This window comes from Paenibacillus sp. FSL R10-2734 (genome assembly GCF_037963865.1).
GTDB lineage: Bacteria > Bacillota > Bacilli > Paenibacillales > Paenibacillaceae > Paenibacillus_AQ.
In genome coordinates, this window is record NZ_CP150170.1 from 1,456,937 (window position 1) to 1,479,881 (window position 22,945).

The following is a 22,945-nucleotide window of genomic DNA, read 5'->3' on the forward strand; positions in this document are numbered from 1 at the left end:
TAAGCTTCCGAAGCAAGCTTTGTTACGAGGAGAAGTCAACGAAGTAAACCTACACAAAAACTTTAAAGGACGGCGATTATTATGCAAGCAACATCAAAACATTTACCCCAGCAGTCATCTATCTCCGGCAGCATGAAGAAGCCAGGCGCTCCAAAGCGTCGGTTCGATCCACGTGCTATGCTGAGCAACTCCGAGATGCAGGCTGCACTTGGCAGCGGAGTACTTATGCTTTTTGCCTGGGCCGTTGGTGGTTGGTCCGAAATTCTTTCCATAACACTCTATGTTATTTCTTATGCGATTGGTGGCTGGAACAAGGCCAAGGAAGGCGTAGAAACACTCGTCAAAGAACGAGATCTCGATGTGAACCTACTGATGATTGCAGCCGCACTCGGCGCAGCTTCCATTGGGTACTGGAATGAAGGCGCAATGCTTATTTTCATTTTTGCACTCAGTGGAGCATTAGAGAGTTATACGATGGAGCGTAGTAAAAAGGATATTTCCTCGCTGATGGCGCTCAAACCAGCTACGGCTATGCGGATTGAAAAAGGAAGCATGAATGAGGTCAATATCGACCAGCTGGTGATTGGAGATTTATTGCTTGTACGCCCAGGAGATTTGATTCCTGCAGACGGTAAGGTTTATCGGGGGGAATCGGCAGTAGATCAAGCCTCCATTACGGGAGAATCGGTTCCTGTAGAGAAATGTGCTGGCAGCGAAGTTTTTGCAGGCACCGTGAATGGAGAAGGACCCCTTTACATTGAAGTAACGAAAGCTGCTGAGAACACTCTTTTTGCCAAAATTATCAAAATGGTAGAGGAAGCAGAAACAGAGGTTCCTAACTCGCAGCGTTTTATTAAAAGACTTGAAGCTATCTATGCACGGGTAGTTGTTGCCTCGACAGTAGCACTAGTTATCCTTCCACCGTTTCTGCTGGATTGGAGCTGGAGCGCAACCTTCTATAAAGCGATGGTCTTTCTAGTGGTAGCTTCACCTTGCGCTTTGGTCTCGTCTATTATGCCAGCGATGCTGTCTGCAATCTCCAAAAGCGCGCGAAAAGGAGTTTTATTTAAAGGTGGAGTACATCTAGAAAATATGGCACGCACAACAGTTGTTGCCTTCGATAAAACAGGGACGCTTACAGAGGGAACTCCACAGGTAACTGATTTTATTGCAGGTGAAGGATACAGTCGCCAAGAATTGCTAGCTGTTGTTGCATCCATTGAGCATATGTCTCGTCATCCACTGGCGGAAGCAATTGTACGTAAGGCTGAGGAGGAAGGTCTGGAGCTACGGGGAGTGGAAGACAGTAAAACCATTACAGGCTGGGGGATTGAAGGTCAAATCGATGGACATCTCTGGAGAATCGGAAAGTCTAATTTGCTCGATGAGCTGACTGCGTCTGCTATTAATCCTGAAATGGAATATTGGAAACTTAAACGTCAGCAACTGGCTGAAGAAGGGAAGACCGTTTCCATCATTCTGGACGGTGAGCAAATTGCTGGAATGATTGCTTTGCAGGATACGGTTCGTCCACAAGCAGAAGCCGCCGTGCGGAAGCTGCAGGAGCTTGGGATTAAAGTGGCAATGCTTACCGGTGACCGTGACGCTACAGCTCAGGTTATTGCAGGTACAACCGGAGTAGATATGGTATTTGCCGATCTTTTACCTGAAGATAAAGTGAAGCATATCAAGGCTCTACGTGAAAAGTATGGTCACGTTGTAATGGTGGGTGATGGTGTGAATGATGCACCTGCCTTGGCGACAGCAACCGTAGGTATGGGCATGGGCATGAAGGGGAGCGGCGCAGCACTCGAAATAGCCGATGTTGTGCTTATGAATGACAATATTGAAGAGATCGCTTCAACGATATCATTGGCACGTCGTTCGCAGCGTATTGTGAAGCAAAACATGATTTTTGCTGTGAGCGTAATCGCAGTGCTTATGATCAGCAACTTTGTGCAGGGAATCGCGCTTCCTTTTGGCGTAATTGGTCATGAGGGTAGTACGATATTGGTAATCCTAAATGGGCTAAGATTATTGCGGTAATGTTTTTCAAAATTAAATTGTTCACAAAATAGTTTCGGAACTTGGGAGTCTGGCATATTGACATATTTGCTTTCAGTTATCATAATTAACACTACATTATAATTATTTTAAATAAGAAGCGACGTCATTGCCGTTTAGCTCAAGGAGGACATAGATATGTATAAATCAATAATTGTTGGTACTGGACCTGCAGGATTAACCGCTGCTATCTATTTGGCTCGTGCCAATTTGAACCCACTAGTAATCGAAGGACCCCAACCCGGTGGACAATTAACCACAACTACAGAAGTGGAGAATTTCCCTGGATTTCCTGAAGGAATCATGGGTCCAGACTTGATGGATAATATGCGTAAACAAGCTGAACGCTTTGGTGCGGAATTCCGTACGGGCTGGGTGAATAGCGTTGAACTTGGTGAGCGTCCTTTTAAGCTGAATGTTGAAGGAATGGGCGTTCTTACTACAGATACATTGATCATTTCCACAGGCGCTACAGCAAAATACCTTGGTATCCCAGGGGAGCAAGATAACGTAGGACGCGGTGTGAGCACCTGCGCTACCTGTGACGGATTTTTCTTCCGCAATAAAGAGATCGTGGTTGTTGGCGGTGGAGATTCCGCACTTGAGGAAGCTGGTTTCTTGACTCGTTTTGCTTCCAAAGTAACTTTGGTGCACCGTCGTGGAGAACTGCGTGCTTCGAAGATCATGCAGGATCGCGTTCGCGCTAATGTTAAAGTAGACTGGAACCTGAACCGCACTCCACTGGAAGTGACCTCTAGCGACAGAGGCGTCAATGGACTAAAAGTGCTTAACAATGAGACTGGTGAAGAAGAAATCATCGAAGCAAGCGGCGTGTTTGTTGCGATTGGCCACCACCCTAATACCTCTTTCTTAGGCGGACAGATCACAACCAATGCGGATGGCTATATCATGACGAATCCAGGCACTTCCGAAACCAATATCCCAGGCGTATTCGCATGTGGTGATGTGCAGGATACTCGTTACAGACAAGCGATTACGGCAGCAGGTAGTGGATGTATGGCAGCTATGGATGCTGAGAAATATATCGAAAGCTTGGAGCATAGTGCAGTCATTCTATAAATTGGTTTGAAAAGCCCCCAATGCTACAATAGATATCAGAACTGTATATCTTTTATAGGAGGTCATACCATGGAGAATGTAATTGTATATACCTCAACAAATTGCCCGCATTGCCGTCAGGTAAAAAGCTTTCTGAGCGAAAAAGGCGTATCCTATGAGGAACGCAACGTCGAGCAGAATGATGATTTTGCGCAGCAAGTATGGGACATGGGAGTGAGAGCTATTCCTGTAACTGTAATCGGTGAGCACAAAATTGTTGGCATGAACAAAACGCAGTTCGACAAAGCACTCACGACTGTTTAATTAAATAAGATTTCCGCAAGGAAATTGTAATGGGCCGCTTCCGAGAAGGAGGCGGTCTATTTTGCAATATAAGAAAGTATAAGTTTCACACAATACTATATGTCTTATATTTCTCGCTTAAACGCTTACCGTCCTTATAAGGACGCCGAAGGCGTTTATGCTTGCAATCCCTAAGCATACAAAAAATAGTCTGACGCTTTTGTGCGCAGACTATTTTTATGAAAGTAGATCTAGAAGTAGGTTTAGGTTTGAGTAAAAGATGTAATGATCTGAAATAGTACGTACACAGCAACGCCGCTGCCAATAAGAATAAAGCCTGATTTCTTTTTAGCTTGAAAAAAACGGAGCACACCGAGGCTGATCAAAGGGGCAATAATGAGCAGAAAAAGCAACACAGTGATGAACATCTGTGCCGAGATATCAGACGTATCAACATAGGTCATGGACTCGCTCTCCATTTCAAAAAAGGGGTTGTAGTGATAAATGTCACACTAGCTTGACCTTTATTATATAGGATTTCTGTTCTTTTTACTGCACTTTTGATTCACTCAAATGCGTCAATTTTACGTCAATTATTTCAAAATATAAGAATGTATATGTTCCACGCAATAAATTATTCTTATATTTCTCACACAAACGCTTACCGTCCTTATGAATTTTTGCCTATAAAGATGCTTAGAGAGTGAACATCATTCGTCCATCAAGCTATGGTTTATAGGGTCACTCGAATGTCGCCTAGGAAATGCATAACGGCAGAGAAACCTGCGCCGATCATCGTTCCACGACTGCCGAGCTTGGAGAATGTGATTTCGAGTTGCTGCTTATGGTAAGGAAGTGTACGCTCAGCTACAACCCGGCGCAGCGGATCACCTAGCCATTCTTCAGCCTCAGACAATGCCCCACCGATAACAATAAGCTCTGGATTGAAGCTATTGATTAGATTTGTCACCCCGATGCCGAGATATTCGCCCATCGTTGAGAAGTGATGCAGGGCGTCTACTTGTCCACCGGCAGCATAGCGAACCAGCTCTGGCGTAGTATGGGCAGGGAGGGAAAGATCAGGATTATCATAGGTTTTCTCTGAGGCGTATAACTCCCAGCAGCCACGACTGCCGCAACTGCAAGGCTTGCCTTGTGCTTCAATCGTCATATGTCCGGTTTCACCGGCATATCCTCTTGCACCCTTGTATAGCTCTCCACCAATAATAATTCCTGATCCGATCCCTGACCCCGCACTGATGTAAAGTAGATGCCTTACCTCACGTGCTGCGCCAAAGTTAAGTTCACCTTGTGCACCCGCGTTAGCTTCGTTATCGATGGTGACAGGTACAGAAAAATTAGCCTCTAATATCGCTCGCAGGTCGACCATTTCCCAACCAAGGTTCGGAGCAAATAGCACAACACCATTCTCATCCACCATGCCGGGAACACCTACTCCGATGCCGACGATTCCGTAAGGGGATTCAGGCGCTCTGACAATCAAGTCCGAGATAAGCTTTTTCATTTGTTCCAGAACGTAAGGGAAATCGTGATTTTCTAAAGAGAAATCGCTTTCGTAAAGAATGCCCCCACTGAGGTCACATAAGACCGCTGTTAGCTGCTTTACCCGCAATTCTATACCAATTACACTGCCGGCCATCGTGTTAAAATGCAGCATTAACGGTTTACGGCCACCGCTTGATTCCCCAGGTCCAGCTTCAGTTACCAATTCTTGAGTGCATAGCTCGGCTACTAGATTGGACACAGTAGCTTTATTCAGTCCGGTCATCTCTGAAACCTTGGCGCGTGAGAGCGGAGAGTGTCTTCGAATGGTATGTAGTACGATCGATTTATTTATTTTTTTGACCAGCGCCTGGTCTCCAGTAACCTTCACAAATCACACATCCTTCTTAAATTATAAGAAAGTATAAGCTTCACGGTATACTTTCTCCTTATAATTCTCGCATAAACGCTTACCGTCCTTAAAAGGACGCTAAAGGCGTTTTAGCTTGGCATAGTTCCCATTTGTTGTATGCCATTTAGTCTAGAGTGATGTGCTGGAAATTGCAATACATAGTGGCTAGAGGAAATTTTCCATCATGACTCTCCTATATTTGGGAAGGGGAGAGAGGAAGCTAAACCGAGCTCCAAAAAATGGACACAAAAAACTTATCGAAACTTTGTTTAACCAATATACAAAGTCCAAAAGATGTGTTAAGATGATCCTGTAAACGCTTGCGAGCGAAGCACAATATGAGGAGGATTACACAATGGCTTATTTTGAGACAGTGAACAAAATCTCTTACGAGGGAAGCCGTTCCACCAACCCTTTTGCATTTAAATTCTACAATCCTAAAGAAGTCGTAGCCGGCAAAACTATGGAAGAACATCTGAAATTTGCAATGGCTTATTGGCATACATTAACTGCTGGCGGTTCTGATCCGTTTGGCGCTGAAACTGCAGTTCGTAGCTGGAACAAATTGAACGGTCTGGACAAAGCTAAGGCTCGTGCAGAAGCTTCTTTTGAATTCATGGACAAGATGGACCTGCCTTACTTCTGCTTCCATGATGTAGATATCGCACCTGAAGGCGCGTCCTTGCGTGAATTCTACAGCAACATCGACACTATCGTTGATATCCTTGAACAAGGCATGAAGACTTCCGGCAAGAAATTGCTGTGGAATACAGCCAACATGTTCACTAACCCACGTTATATGCACGGTGCAGGCTCCACTCCAAATGCTGATGTCTTCGCACATGCAGCAGCACAAGTGAAGAAAGGTCTGGAAGTAGGTAAACGTCTAGGCGCTAGCAACTATGTATTCTGGGGTGGTCGTGAAGGCTACGAAGAGTTGTTGAATACAGATATGGGTCTTGAGCAAGATAACATCGCACGTCTGTTCAACATGGCTATAGATTACGCTAAGGAAATCGGCTTTGATGGTCAATTCCTGATCGAGCCTAAGCCAAAAGAGCCTACAAAACATCAATATGATTTCGATGCAGCAACAACAATTGCATTCTTGCAAAAATACAACCTTGACAAGCACTTCAAGCTGAACCTTGAAGCTAACCATGCTACGCTTGCAGGTCATACTTTTGAACATGAACTTCGTGTAGCTCGTATTAACGGTATGCTTGGATCACTTGATGCTAACCAAGGAGATACATTGCTTGGTTGGGATACAGATGAATTCCCAGTGAACATTTACGACGCAACACTTACCCTTTATGAAGTATTGAAGAATGACGGTCTTGGCAAAGGCGGAATTAACTTCGATGCTAAAGTACGTCGTCCTTCCTTCGAGCCTGAGGATCTGTTCCTAGCACACATCGCTGGTATGGATACTTATGCAAAAGGCTTGAAAGTGGCTGCTAAATTGATCGAAGATCGCGTATTCGAAGATTTCATTGATAAACGCTATAGCAGCTTCAATGAAGGCGTTGGTGCGGACATCGTATCCGGTAAAGCAACATTGGCTTCCTTGGCTGAATATGCTTTGAACAATGAGAACCCACGTCCTAACCAATCCGGACGTCAAGAATACTTGAGAGCTACACTTAACCAATACATTTTGGCTGAGTAGTATTTACAGGGAGCTTAAGGCGTACGCTTTGAGTGCAGTATCAAGCATAAACGCCATTGGCGTCCTTTAAGGACGGTAAGCGTTTAAGCGGGAAATATAAGGATAAAGTATAGTGTGAAACTTATACTTTCTTATATTTGAACAAATGCAACGGGGGTTGCTGAAGAGAGCATTCTTCGGCAGCCCCTTTTTTATGCGAGTTATAGGGTAATAATTAGATGCAGTTTAATAGGAGGGCTTTGATAACTATGAAATACGTTATAGGTGTCGATTTGGGCACTAGTGCAGTGAAGACTGTTCTGGTAGACCCACAGGGTAAGGTGGCTTTTGAGCATTCCGAATCCTATCCGCTAAGCAGACCGCAGCCAAACTGGAGCGAACAAAATCCAGAAGATTGGGTGAAAGGCACACTGGTCAGTCTACGCCGCCTGATTGAAGTGTCGGGCATATACCCATCCGACGTAGATGGTCTTAGCTTCTCCGGACAAATGCACGGATTGGTGCTAGTGGATAAGGATGGGCAAGTGCTTCGTCCGGCCATTCTTTGGAATGATACTCGTACTACTGCACAGTGCAGAAGAATAGAGAGTACGCTCGGAGCAAAGCTTATTGAGGTTGCTAGAAACCGTGCGCTGGAAGGCTTCACACTTCCTAAAATTTTATGGGTACAAGAGAATGAACCTGAGGTATTAGCACAAGCGTATCAGTTCCTGTTGCCAAAAGACTATGTGCGTCTCCGGTTGACCGGTGATTATGCGATGGATTATTCCGATGCTGCAGGAACGCTTCTATTAGATGTAGGTTCTAAAACGTGGAGTGCTGAAATTGCTGAAGCTTTTGAACTGCCACTTTCCCTTTGCCCTAGACTGGTAGAGTCCTTTGAACAGACGGGAACGTTATTGCCGGACATTGCTGAAGCGTCAGGTCTTTTATCTTCAACAAAGGTATTTGCTGGTGGTGCGGATAACGCATGTGGTGCACTCGGAGCAGGCGTCCTAGGTGAAGGCCGGACCATGTGCAGTATTGGTACATCTGGCGTAGTTCTTTCCTATGAGAGCAACAAAGATTTAAATCTCGAAGGTAAAGTCCATTTCTTCAATCATGGTGAAAAAGATGCCTACTATATCATGGGCGTTACTCTAGCTGCTGGACATAGCCTTACATGGTTCAAAGAAACCTTTGCAGCAGACAAAAGCTTCGATGAACTACTAAGTGGGGTGTCCTCCATTCCAGCGGGTAGCGGCGGACTTCTCTTTACACCTTATATCGTAGGGGAACGTACACCACATCCAGATGCAAATATCCGCGGAAGCTTTATTGGCATGGATTCAGGGCATACGTTGACTCATTTTACACGCTCCGTGTTAGAAGGCATTACCTTTTCGCTACGTGAATCTATTGAGATTGTACGTGATTCAGGTAAAGAGATTACAGAAATTATTGCAATCGGTGGCGGGGCTAAAAATGAGGCATGGCTCCAGATGCAAGCAGATATTTTCAATGCATCCATTGTGAAGCTTGAAAGTGAGCAAGGTCCAGCCATGGGAGCGGCGATGTTGGCAGCTTACGGTAGCGGATGGTTCACATCCCTTAGTGCATGTGCAGAAGCTTTCATCCGTCCTGCGGATGTGTATAAACCAGATCCGAAGCAAGTGGCAATCTATGACGGCTTATTCAACCTCTATCAGGAAGTCTACGGTCAGACCCGTGAACTGAATAACAAGCTGGCTGCATACCGCCAATAAAAGTATTGATATGTCAGATGAAAAAAGGTCTTTCGCATATGGCGGAGGACCTTTTTAGGACCATTTCGTCTATTATGTGAGGATAGGCTGTGTTCGAAGTTGTTGCCGTTCCTATTTTTCTTCTGTAGAGTATGGGGTATCTCCAGGGCAGGGTTACACTCTGCATGAGATAGTGAAGGTTTTGGGGGGCGGAAGGCCATGTTCCAATGGATTGTTAAGCTGTTGAATGACATCAAAATCCGCAATAAGCTATTGCTTGCTTTTTTACTCACCACGTTACTTCCGGTATTACTGGTAGGTGGTTATCTTACGATTGAGATGAGGACCATGGCGTTCAATAGCGCACTGGAACAAGCTTCAATTAACGTAGATCGGGTAAAGAAAAGAACGGAGGAGGTCATTGGTGTATCTCAAGATATCGCATATCGCTTGAGCAATGACGCACGGTTGAAAAGACTTGCCATACGCCAGTATGTTAGCACTTATGATGTGGTGGAGGCGTACCGTGATTACTCGGATATGCGTGAATACCTAAGGTTATATAAAGACATCTCGAACATTCGCTTGTACACTGACAATTCTACGCTGCTTAACAACTGGGAGCTGATCAATCCTTCGCCTGAGATTAAGGAGAGCGAGTGGTATCAAAGAGCACAGCGGTACGATAGCTTCGTTGGTTGGGAATATATCGAAGATGAGCGTGATCAACGTAAATATTTAAGTCTTGTCCGCAAAATCGAGCTGGAGGGCTCCAGCAAAATCGGTGTACTCGTTATCAATGTGAACAGTCAGCAGCTTACATCCATTCTAAGCCAGGAGTCTTTCGATACCATGATCGTCGATGATCAGGACAATATTATTGCAGCGAACCGAAAAGATCGAACAGGTAAAAAGCTGGCAGATGTCTCCTTTGATACGAAGCTCTTGGGGCAGGGGAGTGGAAGTTACGAGGCAGAAGTAGATGGTGAGGCTTCCAAAATTGTGATTGAGGAGCTCAAACCACAATCCAGCCGCAATGCACTAAGAATTATCTCTGTTTTTTCTATTGAAAGTATAGTTAAAGAACCTAATCGAGTGATTAAGCTGTCGATTACCGTGATTGCGATAAGTGTTCTATTGGCCTTTTTAATTATATACAGTTTCTCCTCATTGTTCTCACGACGATTACTGTATTTGAGCAGGCATATTAATCGTGTTAGTACAGGAGATTTTGACACTACATTGAAGATTGATGGCAAGGATGAAATTGGTCTGTTAGCTCGTCAATTCAATTCCATGGTACGCAGCATTAATGACTTGATGTATGAGGTACAGGAATCCAATGCTCAGAACAGTCTGCTGGAACAGAAACAAAATGATATACGATTTAAAATGCTGGCCAGCCAGATCAACCCTCATTTCTTGTTCAATGCACTAGAAGCTATTCGAATGGAAGCTCACATGAAGGGACAAGCGGAGATTGCTCGTGTGGTGCGTCTTCTAGGCAAAATGATGCGCAGTAATCTGGAGGTTGGTCGCAATAAAATTTTGCTTAGTCAGGAATTAGAAGTGGTACGTTGTTACTTGGATATTCAGCAATTCCGTTATGAGGAGAGGTTGAAATATCAATTTACTGTAGACCCTGCCGTTGAATCTATCTATATGCCGCCACTCCTTATTCAGCCGCTTGTCGAGAACGCAGTAATCCACGGACTGGATAATAAGATGGAAGGCGCATTTGTGACGGTGGAAGTTGTACAAGCTGGGGATCATGCTAAATTTACGATTACAGATAATGGAGTAGGGATATCTTCAAATAAGCTAGAGGAACTACGGAATACGCTTAATCGCCAAGAAGAGCGTGAAGGTGAGCGGATTGGACTTCGGAATGTCCATGACCGGCTAAAACTATCTTACGGGGAAGAATATGGGCTAACTATTGAGAGTAGACCTAATGTAGGAACGGTTATTTTCTTCTGCATACCAATGGAGGACAACAATCTATGATAAAAGTGATGATTGTCGATGATGAGCCGAAGCTACGGGAAGGGCTGCGTAGTTTGATCCCGTGGGAGAAGCTCGGTTATACGGTGGTAGCAACAGCAGCTAACGGCTTACAAGCACTTGAAAAGTATCATACCTTCTACCCAGAGCTTATAGTTGCTGATATTCGTATGCCTGGAATGGACGGCCTTGAGATGATTAGTGAGCTTCGCAAAGAAGGCTCAGAAAGTCATGTGCTAATCTTGAGTGGACATGCGGATTTTGAATATGCTAAGCGGGCGATTGGTTTTCGAATTGACGGCTATTTGCTGAAGCCGGTCGATGAAGATGAGATGATCGTATGTCTGGAACAGCTGCATGAAACGATCGAGCAGGAGCAGCGGTTCAGTGACTGGAATGAGGAGGAGCCCGCTCGCAATAGGGAAACTTTGCTTCGAGCACTGCTGCAGCCAAGTTTAGAGGAAGAACTGGGGGAAGAAGATCTTAGCAGACATGTGGATGCGCTAGGACTGGAGCAGGGGAATTATGAAGTTATTCTCATTGAGTTAAGAAAAACAGCAGACGCAAATGATGAGGATTTCCGGGGAATCAGAACAGTAATGGAACAGCATTTTAGTAGTAACCCTAATGCTTCATTCTTTACGCTGTCGCAGTATTTGGGTATTCTCCTGAAGGACCCGGACCAGAGCGCGAGCAAGCGAGAAGAATTGTACAAGGAATTATCTGCAACGATAGATCAGAAGGGTTCCGACTTCATTGCAGTATCTGGAGGAGTTGTACCCCGGCCCGAATTGGCAGCAGATTCGTTGAATGCAGCACGTGAGCTGCTGAGACGCTCCTTCTTTTTCAAGAAGAACATCATCATCAGTACAGATCCTTCAGGATTTCTGATTGAAATGAAGGAGGAGACTGAAGAGGCGCAAGAGACGGAGAGTCGTCTGCTACTTGCTGTAGAAACCGGAAGTCTTAGCGCGATCCGACCGATCGTGCAGACCATCTGTGCTGAGCTTGTAGCTGCGGGCAGCGATGAATTACGTATTAAAGAGACCTTTGTGAGACTCTTGAGTACTGTTCTGGCCCGTCTGGAGCCTACGTATCCAGAAATTCGCACCTATGCAGCAGAGCACTCCCCTCCAATAGGAGAGTTATATCAAAGTTATTATTTGTCAGATCTGCAGGATCAGGCCGTCTCATTTCTCGAAGAAATTGCGGGTCAGATGACCAGTGGGCGTGGAAATGAAATTAAGAAGATCACGGAGATCATCAACCGCCGCTACAATGAGAATCTAAAGCTAGAGACCTTATCCGAGTTATTCTGTTACAACAGCGCTTATCTCGGCAAGATGTTCAAAAACACCACAGGGGAATACTTCAATACGTACGTGGACAAAGTGCGGATTGAGAAGGCTAAGGAGTTTCTGACGCAAGGGATGAAAGTATACGAGGTGGCTGAGAAGGTAGGGTACATGAACCCCGATTATTTCAACGCTAAATTCCGTAAATATGTAGGAATCTCTCCAACTTCTTATCGTAAAAGCATTTAAGGATGTCTAGATCTTTAATGTAGTACTTTCACTGATTCTTGATGGTTTTACCCGCGGCTGAGTTCAGGTGATTTTCTGAACCTCAGCCCGCGGGTCTTTTTTTTACGTAAAAGTCAGGAACGATCAAGGGTATAAGCAGCACGGTGTAGCTCAAAGATGCTGATGGTTGACTGACCAGTGATGATAACCGACGAATAAACCTGCAAAAGTACATTTTTTAATGATACGCGGAGGGCTAAAGTAAGAATACCTGCAAATCTGCAGGTATTCTTACTTCAGATGAAGTCTCCGAGCTATAAGTGAGGATATACCTGTACATTTGCAGTTTTAGGATTTAATGAAGAGAATATCTGCTCAAAAACTGTACTCATGCAGGTTTTCTTTAGTCCAGCGGAAGGTGTCGGATGAAAAAGAGGGAGTAACATTTTCGTAGTGGGATGTGAGCCGAGGGCTCATGAAAGTCTTTTTGTTTTCCCTACCCCCACCAATTGTACGTGGTGAAGTATTAATGTAGTTAAATAGACACCTGGTTAAGCTTATGCAGGTGGATAGCTATTGCATTTATCTTTTGATTTTCTGGTTCATTGAAAACTGCTGGAAAAGGAGTGGAGAGGAATATTTGGAACTGTAGAAGCGCCGATAGCTTCTAATTTCAAATGGGCGACTGGTAGAAGAACGGAGAGGAATATTTGGAAATGTAGAAGTGCTGATAGCTTCTAATTTCAAATGGACGACTGGTAGAAGAACGGTGAGAAATTTTTGGAACTGTAGAAGCGCTGATAGCTTCTAATTTCAAATGGGCGACTGGTAGAAAAACGGAGAGGAATATTTGGAACTGTAGAAGCGGAGCGTGCGCCTTTATCCTCGGATTTCTACCGCGAGAAGCGGTTTAAATCAGGAAATCTGAGGATAACAGCGATCGGAAGTCCAAATATTCCGCGTAGTGGCTGGTTACCAGAAGCTTAGTTAGGAAATTCGAAGAAGCAGCGATCGGAAGTCCAAACATTCCGCGTAGTGGCTGGTTACCAGAAGCTTAGTTAGAAAATCCAAAGAAGCAGCGATCAGAAGTCCAAACATTCCGTGTAGTGACTAGCATCCAGCAGATGGTTTCATGAACCTCATCAAAAGAATAATGCAGACGCCAGCAGCATTAGCCCCCCCTGTGTTTATGAGCGAAATGAGAATTCACCCCGGATAAAAATCTCTAATTTTCACCTGATTTTAAGTCGAATTTATAGGGTACTGCAATCGCTTACAAAGTTTTAGAATAAGGACATAGAGAGGAGGGGCTTTATGAAAGCGGACACAGTAACTGCTCAAATCCCGCCGGACACCCGAATGCGCAACAAAAAGCCTGCTTCAGGAGGACGGTTTTGGAAAAGCTTTAAGAATCAAAAGTATTTGTGGTTGATGTCGATACCATTTGTCATCTGGGCATTCGTCTTCAGTTATCTCCCATTATGGGGCTGGACGATGGCGTTTCAAAAGTACAAGCCCGCACGCGGCTTTTTTGAACAAGAATGGGTAGGCTTCGAACACTTTAAGACATTGTTTAGCGATTCACAATTCCTTCTGGCGTTACGTAATACGCTAGCGATGAGCGGAATGGGCTTGGTCGCAGGCTTTATCTTTCCGATAACGTTTGCAATATTGCTCAATGAAGTGCGCCTCGGCTTTTTTAAACGATTTGCTCAAACTGTCTCATACTTGCCCCACTTTGTATCATGGGTGGTTGCAGCGGGGATTGTAACTAAAATGTTATCTAGTGAAAATGGTCTTGTAAACGATCTCTTGTTAACAGTTGGATTTATAGACTCACCTATCCAGTTCATGGCTCAGGGCCATCTCTTCTGGGGAATCGTTACTTTATCAGACGTGTGGAAAGAAACCGGATGGAACGCCATCATCTACCTTGCAGCCATCTCAGGTATTGGACCTGAACTGTACGAAGCGGCTCGAGTGGACGGTGCCAGCAGGCTCCGCCAGGTATGGCATATTACACTTCCTGGTATCCGCCCGACAATTACAGTGCTACTCATTATGTCGGTTGGTAATTTGCTCAATATCGGCTTTGAGAAGCAATTCCTACTCGGAAACAACCTCGTTACCGACTATTCTCAGGTGCTCGATCTGTATTCACTGAAATACGGACTAGGCATGGCGAGATATTCCTACGGTACCGCGATCAACATATTCAACTCAGTGATCAGTGTAATCCTGCTGTTTACGATTAATGGAATTTTCAAGCGTACCACCAAAGAGAGCCTTCTGTAACATATAAGGCCCTTCTACCCAATCGTGGCAGCAAATTGCCCTTTTCATGAAAGGAGAGCGTTACCTGTGGGAACTTCATTCATCACCAGAAAGTCGTGGTCAGACCGGATTTTCGATTTCATTGTGTATTTTGTGGTACTGTTCGTGGTTGTGATCACAATCTACCCGTTTCTAAACGTGCTTGCAATCTCGCTGAATGATTCAGTGGATAGTGTGCGCGGCGGTATCACCATCTATCCTCGGGAATTTACCTGGGATAATTACTTAAAAATCTTCAGCTTCTCGGGTCTGATCACCGGGTTCAAAATATCCGCTTTGCGGACAGTTATTGGTACTTTATTCGGACTTGTCAGTGCCTCGATGCTAGCATTTACGATCAGTCGTCCTGACTTTGCAGGCCGCAAGTTCGTCGGCACATTTCTGGCGATGACCATGTATATCTCTGGAGGAATGATTCCAATATACATGCTGATCAAGGATCTGCACATGATGAACAGCTTTGCAGTCTATGTATTACCGGGACTGGTTAGTGCCTTTAACGTTTTCGTTATCCGCTCTTTCATCGACGGCCTGCCGTATGCATTGCAAGAATCGGCGAAGTTGGATGGAGCTAATGACTTTACTATCTACTGGCGTATCATTCTGCCCCTGATGAAACCGGCGCTTGCAACAATCGCGCTGTTCCTGGCAGTAGGTCAATGGAATGCATGGTTTGATACGTATCTGTATAATGGTTCGAGCCCTCATCTGACGACACTGCAATACGAACTGATGAAGGTTCTGCAGAGCACAACTAGTGGTAACGGAGGCGATTACCGCTCCAACATTGCTTCGCTAGCCTCTAATCAGGTTTCGCCAGAGTCGATCAAAATGGCAATTACGATTGTCGTAACCGTGCCGATCTTGTTGGTATACCCGTTCATTCAAAAGTATTTTGTTCAAGGTATGACACTTGGCGCTGTAAAGAGCTAATTACAGCTCAATTATAGGGGAGATTAGTCTCCCCTATAACAAAAGTATGTTTTGTATCCGTTTTCTTTTCTTGATGGATGGCAGGGACGAGTATTAACAGGTTTACCTGTGATACGATAGATAAACAATTTTAAGGAGGGTTTATTTAATGGGGACTAATAGAAAAATAAAAGCAAAAGCAACTGCACTTACACTTACTTCTATTATGATGCTTGGCGTGCTCGCAGGTTGCGGGGGTAACAGCGGTAATAATGCAGCTGGAAATACAACAGATAAGGGGAATTCGACTAATACGGCTAATTCAGCCAATGCGGTTGAGGATATTTCTCCACTCACAATGACTTTCTTCAGTGCTGACCCTAACCCAAACTGGACGGGTATGCAGGATGAAGTAGGTAAAGTGATTACTGAAAAAACAGGCGTAACCCTGAATGCTGAATACGCGGTTGGAGATCCAGCTCAAAAAGTAGCGTTGATCGCTGCGAGCGGTGACTATCCGGATATCATCAGCGCCAAAACGGATGTTAGTAAACTGGTAGATGCAGGCGCAATGCTTGATCTAACAGAACTGATTGATAAATATGCTCCGAATATCAAAAAAGTATTGGGTGAAGAAGGCATGAAACGCTCACGTTACAGTGATGAAGACCATGCAATCTACGCTATCCCAACTTATGCTGGTGTAGATAACAAATATTTTGACGCTGGCGGCGGATTCGAACTACAGCACCGTGCTGTTAAAGAAGCTGGATATCCAGAAATCAAAACGGTTCAAGATTATGAAAATGTTATCAAGGCTTACCTAGAGAAACATCCAACCGATGAAAATGGTAACAAAAACATCGGTCTGACCTTGAATGCTGATGATTGGTACATGTACATTACAGTAACTAACCCTGCGTTCATTACTACAGGTTCCCCTGACGATGGTGAATATGCTATCGATATCGATACACAAGAAGTAACGTATCACTTCCGTCGTCCTGCTGAAAAAGAGTATTTCCGTTGGCTCAACCATATGAACGATATTGGATTGCTTGATCCAGAAAGTTTCGTTCAAAAGTATGACCAATACAAAGCAAAAATTGCTACCGGCCGTGTTATTGGTCTGATTGACCAAGACTGGGGTTATGGCGATGGAGAAAGAGCATTGAAAGCTGAAGGTAAGTTGGATCAAGGTTACGGACACTATCCAGTAACATTGTCTGAAGAGTACAAAGAATCTTCCTTCTGGCCTACAGGCTTCATGGGTGGTAACGGAATTGGTATCAGCGTAGATGCTAAAGATCCGGTACGTGCGATTAAATTCTTGGACTACTTAGCTTCCGATGAAGGTCAAGTATTGATCAACTGGGGAATCGAAGGCAAGCATTACAACGTTGTTGACGGCAAACGCGTCATTCCTGAAGATGTAAACAACCGCAAATATAATGACACTACCAATTTCCAAAAAGAAACAGGACTTGGCAACGTAGGATCAAACTATGCACTTCTTAGCGCTCACTATGGCGACGGTGTATTGGACCCAACTGGTAACTACTATACAACTCGTTTCCCTGAGCAAGTAACAGCAGGCTACAATGCAGTTGAAAAAGAAACACTTGCTGCTTATAAAGCAACAACTTGGAAAGATCTCTTCCCAAGTGAAGATGAATTCAAAGTTAAACCTTGGGGTGCGGCATGGAACATTACAATTCCTGGAGATAGCGAAATCGTCGTTCTCGACAACAAGCTGAAAGATATCACTTGGAAACGTGTCCCTGAAGCAATCTTGTCCAAACCAGCTGATTTCGATAAAGTTTGGGATGCTTACATGGCTGAACTGGATAAAGCTGGTGTAACGAAAGCTGAAGATTTACGTGAAGAGCTGGTTAAACAACGCGTGAAGCTTTGGAATGATTAATTGCTGAATTACGGCTAATAAAATAAAAGCATGAAGATGGCGGGAAGTCCGAACGAAAGTCCGGGCTTCCCGCCGATTTCTTTTCATCTGTTATTACTGGATAGGAGGAATAGACGTGGGAGAGAGCAAGAACACTGGACGGCATGAGCTCTGGTACAAGCAGCCAGCGGCGGTATGGGAAGAGGCGCTGCCCGTGGGTAATGGGCGTTTGGGCGGTATGATCTTTGGTGGAACAGAAGAAGAACTAATTCAACTAAATGAAGATACCTTATGGTCGGGCATTCCGCGAGATACTGCTAATTATGAGGCGCTGCGTCATTTGGCTCCGGCCAAACAGTTAGTGGCAGAAGGGAAATACCAGGAAGCGGAAGCGCTGGTGGATGCCAAGATGTTAGGCAGACGGACCGAATCCTATCAACCGCTTGGGGATTTGCGAATGAAGTTCGATCTTGCTGGTCCTGTAGAGGATTATCAGAGAGCGCTTGATTTGGATCAAGCGCTTGCTACGGTATCCTATACCGCTGGGGATGTAAGGATTGTGCGCGAAGTATTAGCTAGCAGACCGGATGAACTTATAGTCATTCATATCCGTGCGGAGGGGGGAGAGGCCCTCGGCATTCTGCCGGATTTCTCGGCGTCTCTGTCTTCGCCTCATCCTTCTCGCCCAGAGATTACTCCAGACGGTATGCTCATTATGACCGGCCGTGCCCCATCGCATGTTGCTGATAATTATGTAGGGGACCATCCGCGCGCCGTATTATACGAAGAAGGTCTTGGCATAAGTTTTGCAGCTGCATTGGAGATCCGTACGGAAGGTGGTAATTGTGCAGCAGAGAATGGCATATTGTCAGTTTCAGGTGCACGCTCCATTACCATCCGTCTGGCTGCGGCAACCGATTTTGCTGGCTATGACCGGATGCCGGGAAGCGGCGGTAAGCTGCCTTCGGAGTTGTGCCTAGAGCAATTAGCTTTATCCTCTACAGGATATGCAGAGCTGAAGCAGCGCCACTTAGAAGATCATCAATCCTTGTTCCGCCGCGTGGAGTTGACGCTTACGCCTGCTTCCACCCAGGCTGAGCTTCCCATGGATGAGCGGCTAGTACGGTACCGCGAAGGCCAGGCAGACTCTGGGCTGGAATCGCTCCTGTTCCAGTATGGCCGCTATCTGATGATTGCTGGATCCAGACCTGGGACACAGGCTCTTAATTTACAAGGAATTTGGAATCCTTATACTCAGCCACCTTGGAATAGCAATTATACGACGAATATAAACACCGAAATGAACTATTGGCCAGCAGAGAGCTGTGGATTGGGTGAATGTCATGAGCCGCTAGTTGATTTTATTTCAGAGCTCAGCGTTACGGGCAGCCGTACAGCTGCGGTTCATTATAATGCCCGTGGTTGGACGGTGCATCATAATACGGACTTGTGGCGTATGTCGTCGCCATCGGACGGGAAAGCCATGTGGGCTTTTTGGCCGATGGGTGGGGTTTGGCTCTCTCGCCATCTTTGGGAGCGTTACGCTTTTCGTCCAGATGAGGAATATTTGCGGAGTAAGGCTTATCCCCTGTTAAAGGGAGCCGCGTTATTCTGTCTGGATTGGCTTGTAGAGCTACCTGATGGAAGATTTACAACAGGTCTGTCCACCTCACCGGAGAATGTATTCTTGACTGCTGATGGCACACCATGCAGTGTTTCTGCAGGCTCAGCTATGGATTTATCGCTGGTCGCTGAGCTGTTCAAGCATTGTATTCAGGCTGCTGAGATTTTGAATATCGATGCCCAGCTACGTCAGGAGCTCAGAGAGAAACAGGAACGGCTCGCGCATCCGGGGATTGCACCGGACGGACGTATTCGTGAATGGAATGAGGATTTTGCTGAACAAGAGCCTGGGCATCGCCATGTCTCTCATTTATATGATTTATATCCCGGGAATGTAATTAGTCCTTCCTCAACTCCGGAGCTGGCAGAGGCAGCGTCGTTATCGCTTAACAAGCGTTTGGAAGGTGGAGGCGGTCATACGGGCTGGAGTGCAGCTTGGCTGCTCAATCTTTATGCGCGTTTGAAGGATGGCGATAGTGCGTATAGCTGTTTACGCCGTATTTTGCAAGATTCCAGTCTGCCGAACCTGTTCGGGAATCATCCTCCGTTTCAGATTGACGGTAACTTCGGAACTACTGCAGGGATTGCAGAGATGCTCTTGCAGAGTCATCAGGAGGGGCTTGAATTATTACCCGCTCTGCCAGAAGGATGGTCTGACGGTAGTGTGAAAGGTTTGGTAGCACGAGGTGGCTTTATCACGAATATAGAATGGAGTGAGGGTCGCTTAACGAAGGCGGAACTGACCTCGACTCATGGACAACGATGCAGAATTTATAGTCGCCAGCCTTTACTCATTCAAGGGCCTGATGGTTCACGAATAGGGATAGAGATGGAATTTGAAACCGTAATAGGAGAGACCTATATCATTACACCACTAAGCGAATAAATCACATCGGTCTAGCATATAGGCTGTTCTCAGAGTAGAATTATTCTACAGGGAGCAGTCTTTTTTTGCCTAAGTGCTCATTATCTATTAAATGGTAGGGTTCATTATAAGTCTATAGGAGCCGGAGGAACGGAATATATATGCGGAAAAAACGCTTCACATTAGTAAAGATCATTCTGGGAGGAGTGATTATATTCGCTGCTATTCCACCGATGATTTATTGGGGCTGGGATCATGCTTATGCGGCTTCGAGTTCACCCACCCTTCGTTCTGTAAATGAAGTAGCGCAGAAGCTAACAGGTGCGATGAATAACCGCAGGGAGACGATTACTTTTACTTATGAGAGCAAGGCTTCGAATTTGAAAACGAAAATACAAGCGGCCTTGGATCAAGCGATGGCTAGTGACCCTTATTTGTATTACATTATAGACAGCTATGGATATACTTATCGAGGGAGCGCAAGCTCTGTAAAGGTTACGGTAGAAGTGAAATATCTGGAGACTCTCGAGCAGACGGCTTTTGTGAACAAGGAAGTGAAGGCTGCGCTGAAGAAGATCATTACGCCGGGCATGAACAATCATCAGAAGGTGAAGGCTATTCACGACTGGGTTGTGCTTCATCTGAAGTATGATACTTCTTATCGCAAATATACGGCTTATGAAGGCCTGAAGAGTGGTAGCGCCGTTTGCCAAGGGTATTCGCTGCTGACCTATAAGCTACTTAAAGAAGCTGGATTCAATAATAAAATCGTTGAGGGTATAGCAAAAGTGCCAGGTGGACGCAGTCAGTCGCATGCCTGGAATCTGGTGCTCCTAGATGGACAGTGGTATCATCTCGATACGACTTGGGATGACCCGACACCCGATAAGGCTGGCGTGGTTAGCACTGCATACTACTTGAAGACGGATGCACAGATGCGCCAGGACCATAGCTGGACGAAGTCCTATCCGGCAGCCTCGGTAGGCTATCACAAGACCTTGTCTGCGCTTGTGGAGCGTGGAGGACAGAGCGCGGCCGTGTATAAACAGCTTCAGAAGGATCTCAATTATGAGCTGTACACCGCGGAGCTAATTGTACGCTCAGCAGAAGATCTGACACGGCTAGCCAATAAGGCAATCACCTCCGGTGAGGTGTCCATGTTATTCCGTTATCAAGGGACTGGAACACAGCTTAAGAATGACCTGCAGGAGTTATATAAGCTTGGACTAGAGGATTTGTCTTACTCTACCTCTGCTTTTGACAATACGGGCGACCTTAAAGTGTATGTGACTTGGGAATAGATGTGTATACAAAAAAAGGGATATCCCAGAAGCCTGAGTTGAACTGCACCCCGTCAAGTAGACAATACAATAAATAAAAGTAGTTTAAGCGGCCTTAGTCCTAAATTCAATGGGACTGAGGCCGTTTAGTTTTGCCTGTAACCGTTCGTTATTGTAAAAGTGAATGTAGCTATCAATATCTGTTTGAAGTTCTTCAAAGGTCTGGTAGGTATGTAAGTAGAACTTTTCACATTTCAATGTTCCCCAGAAGGATTCCATCGGCCCATTGTCAATGCAACAGCCCACTCGGGACATGCTTTGCTTCAGTTGTGCATCGTCCAGCATCTTCTTAAAATTCAGAGAGGTATACTGGAAACCACGGTCACTATGGAGTAAGGATCGGCTCTCCGGCGCTGCCTGCAAAGCTAATTCCAGCGTGTTAAAAACTAGCGAATTATTATTGGAATGGCCCAGAACGTAAGCAACAATGGACTTGTCATACAGATCTTTTATTGCACTTAAATACGCCTTCTTGCCGTTGCCATATTTGAATTCTGTTACATCCGTTACCCATTTTTGGTTTGGAGCTTCCGCCTCAAAGTTACGGTTCAGCACATTCTCTGCGACCTGCTGAGGCGTAGAGCCTATGTACTTCTTTCTCTTTCTGCGGATGACAGACTGGATGCCCTGGAGTCTCATAAGGCGGTACACTCGCTTAGCATTAATAGATTTGTCCATTTGTCTGCGCAAATGTAGGGTCAATTGACGATACCCAAAGGTCCGTTCCACCTTCTCATACAAGAGGAGCATAGCCTCTGTCAGTTTCTTGTTGTCGGTTTCTCGGGAACTGGGTTCACGATTCAACCATTTGTAGTAGCTTGACCGCGAAATCCCAGCGATATCACACAAAAGCTGAATGGAGCAAGACTCCTCTTGCTGAACAGCCTGAATCGCCAGGTAGATGTCCTCCTGACGAACGTGACTTAACGTCTCCTCCTTTCGAGTTCCTCTAACTTTTTTAGAAAAGCATTCTCCGCACGCAGGCGTGCATTCTCGTATTCCAGCTTTTGCATCGCGAGTTTGTGGCGATCTGCTTCGGTAAGTTCTTCAGGCGCTTTGGTGCGTCCTCTGCCGTCTCGTAACGCCTCTTCACCACCTGCTTCGTACTTCTTTACCCAGCTATATACTTGTTGGTAAGAAACGTGAAAATGGGTTGCTGTCTTCGTATAGTCTTGTCCATTTGAAAGACAGTACAGCACGATATCCATCCGCTCCTGCCAAGTGGTTGCGCGTCCTTTGGTCATAGCTCTAGTTCCTCCTAAATTAGCAGTTAAGCTGTTGCTATGACCATTATACTTCTTAATCCAATTGGCAAGTTGGGTTGTGCTTGCAATCTTATACTTGTAGATGATTTGGCTTTGCGACAATTTCTCCTCGAGATAATCCCTAACTGCTTGGAGTTTGAGCTCTGGCGAATACTTTTGATTGTGGGATCGCACCTCCAGGCCTTCGTAACCGTACAATTGATAACGTCTTCGCCACTTCACTACAGATGTTTTGGATAAGTCGTATTTTCGAGCCGCAGCTTTTAAACTAATTTGGCCGCATTCAATTTCTTGGAGAATCGTTAATTTTTCAAGTGCCGTAAACTTTTTTTGTTCCATAAAAATGCTCCCCATACAGCAACAGGTTTTTATTATTTCGCCTGTCTACTATATGGGGAGCATATCAAGTGGCTACGAGATATCCCTTTTTGTATATTAC

15 protein-coding genes are annotated in these 22,945 nt (G+C 45.2%); 12 read left to right on the plus strand and 3 right to left on the minus strand.

All coding sequences use genetic code 11. From position 1 onward, the window contains the following. The first annotated feature begins 81 nt into the window (after window positions 1–81). The 3 genes from NSS67_RS06515 (at window position 82) to NSS67_RS06525 (ending at window position 3,447) form a co-directional block, all read left to right on the plus strand. Window positions 82–2,046 (plus strand): heavy metal translocating P-type ATPase, encoded by a 1,965-nt coding sequence (locus NSS67_RS06515; protein WP_339318814.1) that lies wholly within the window; start codon window positions 82–84, stop codon window positions 2,044–2,046. Window positions 2,047–2,202: 156 nt separating this feature from the next. After that, window positions 2,203–3,144, plus strand: coding sequence for a thioredoxin-disulfide reductase (gene trxB, locus NSS67_RS06520; RefSeq protein WP_042131072.1), 942 nt, complete (start codon window positions 2,203–2,205; stop codon window positions 3,142–3,144). A 69-nt stretch (window positions 3,145–3,213) separates the two neighbouring features. Then, window positions 3,214–3,447 (plus strand): glutaredoxin family protein, encoded by a 234-nt coding sequence (locus NSS67_RS06525; RefSeq protein ID WP_234538840.1) that lies wholly within the window; start codon window positions 3,214–3,216, stop codon window positions 3,445–3,447. Between the two features lie 242 nt (window positions 3,448–3,689). Here the strand turns inward: NSS67_RS06525 and NSS67_RS06530 are convergent, their stop codons facing one another. Continuing rightward, window positions 3,690–3,890, minus strand: a complete 201-nt coding sequence (locus NSS67_RS06530) for a hypothetical protein (RefSeq protein WP_339318815.1) — start codon at window positions 3,888–3,890, stop codon at window positions 3,690–3,692. A gap of 269 nt (window positions 3,891–4,159) precedes the next feature. Then, window positions 4,160–5,320 (minus strand): ROK family transcriptional regulator, encoded by a 1,161-nt coding sequence (locus tag NSS67_RS06535; protein ID WP_339318816.1) that lies wholly within the window; start codon window positions 5,318–5,320, stop codon window positions 4,160–4,162. 376 nt (window positions 5,321–5,696) lie between these two features. Between NSS67_RS06535 and xylA the strand changes: the two genes are divergently transcribed. From xylA to NSS67_RS06580, 9 genes are all read left to right on the plus strand, one after another. Beyond that, on the plus strand, window positions 5,697–7,013 hold the full coding sequence (xylA, locus tag NSS67_RS06540) for a xylose isomerase (RefSeq protein WP_339318817.1): 1,317 nt from the start codon (window positions 5,697–5,699) through the stop codon (window positions 7,011–7,013). Between the two features lie 248 nt (window positions 7,014–7,261). Beyond that, window positions 7,262–8,758 carry a xylulokinase gene (gene xylB / locus NSS67_RS06545; RefSeq protein ID WP_339318818.1) on the plus strand — a complete coding sequence of 499 codons (1,497 nt, stop codon included), beginning with the start codon at window positions 7,262–7,264 and terminating at the stop codon, window positions 8,756–8,758. Window positions 8,759–8,956: 198 nt separating this feature from the next. Then, window positions 8,957–10,744: a sensor histidine kinase gene (locus NSS67_RS06550; protein ID WP_339318819.1), complete on the plus strand. Its 1,788-nt coding sequence runs from the start codon at window positions 8,957–8,959 to the stop codon at window positions 10,742–10,744. Then, a complete protein-coding gene (locus tag NSS67_RS06555) occupies window positions 10,741–12,285 on the plus strand; it encodes a response regulator transcription factor (protein WP_339318820.1) in 1,545 nt (514 codons plus the stop codon). The genes NSS67_RS06550 and NSS67_RS06555 overlap by 4 nt, the downstream gene beginning before the upstream one ends. A gap of 1,338 nt (window positions 12,286–13,623) precedes the next feature. After that, on the plus strand, window positions 13,624–14,559 hold the full coding sequence (locus tag NSS67_RS06560) for an ABC transporter permease subunit (RefSeq protein ID WP_339320516.1): 936 nt from the start codon (window positions 13,624–13,626) through the stop codon (window positions 14,557–14,559). A gap of 66 nt (window positions 14,560–14,625) precedes the next feature. Further along, window positions 14,626–15,531: a carbohydrate ABC transporter permease gene (locus NSS67_RS06565; RefSeq protein WP_339318821.1), complete on the plus strand. Its 906-nt coding sequence runs from the start codon at window positions 14,626–14,628 to the stop codon at window positions 15,529–15,531. A gap of 148 nt (window positions 15,532–15,679) precedes the next feature. Then, window positions 15,680–17,434 (plus strand): ABC transporter substrate-binding protein, encoded by a 1,755-nt coding sequence (locus tag NSS67_RS06570; protein ID WP_339318822.1) that lies wholly within the window; start codon window positions 15,680–15,682, stop codon window positions 17,432–17,434. Window positions 17,435–17,549: 115 nt separating this feature from the next. Continuing rightward, window positions 17,550–19,922, plus strand: coding sequence for a glycoside hydrolase family 95 protein (locus NSS67_RS06575; protein ID WP_339318823.1), 2,373 nt, complete (start codon window positions 17,550–17,552; stop codon window positions 19,920–19,922). A 140-nt stretch (window positions 19,923–20,062) separates the two neighbouring features. Next, window positions 20,063–21,202, plus strand: a complete 1,140-nt coding sequence (locus tag NSS67_RS06580) for a transglutaminase domain-containing protein (protein WP_339318824.1) — start codon at window positions 20,063–20,065, stop codon at window positions 21,200–21,202. Between the two features lie 84 nt (window positions 21,203–21,286). Here the strand turns inward: NSS67_RS06580 and NSS67_RS06585 are convergent. Further along, window positions 21,287–22,845 (minus strand): IS3 family transposase gene (locus NSS67_RS06585; protein WP_339316635.1). Its coding sequence is split into 2 segments (ribosomal slippage): window positions 21,287–22,212 and window positions 22,212–22,845, totalling 1,560 coding nucleotides; the frame shifts between segments, so codons are not numbered across the junction. Window positions 22,846–22,945 lie beyond the last annotated feature (100 nt).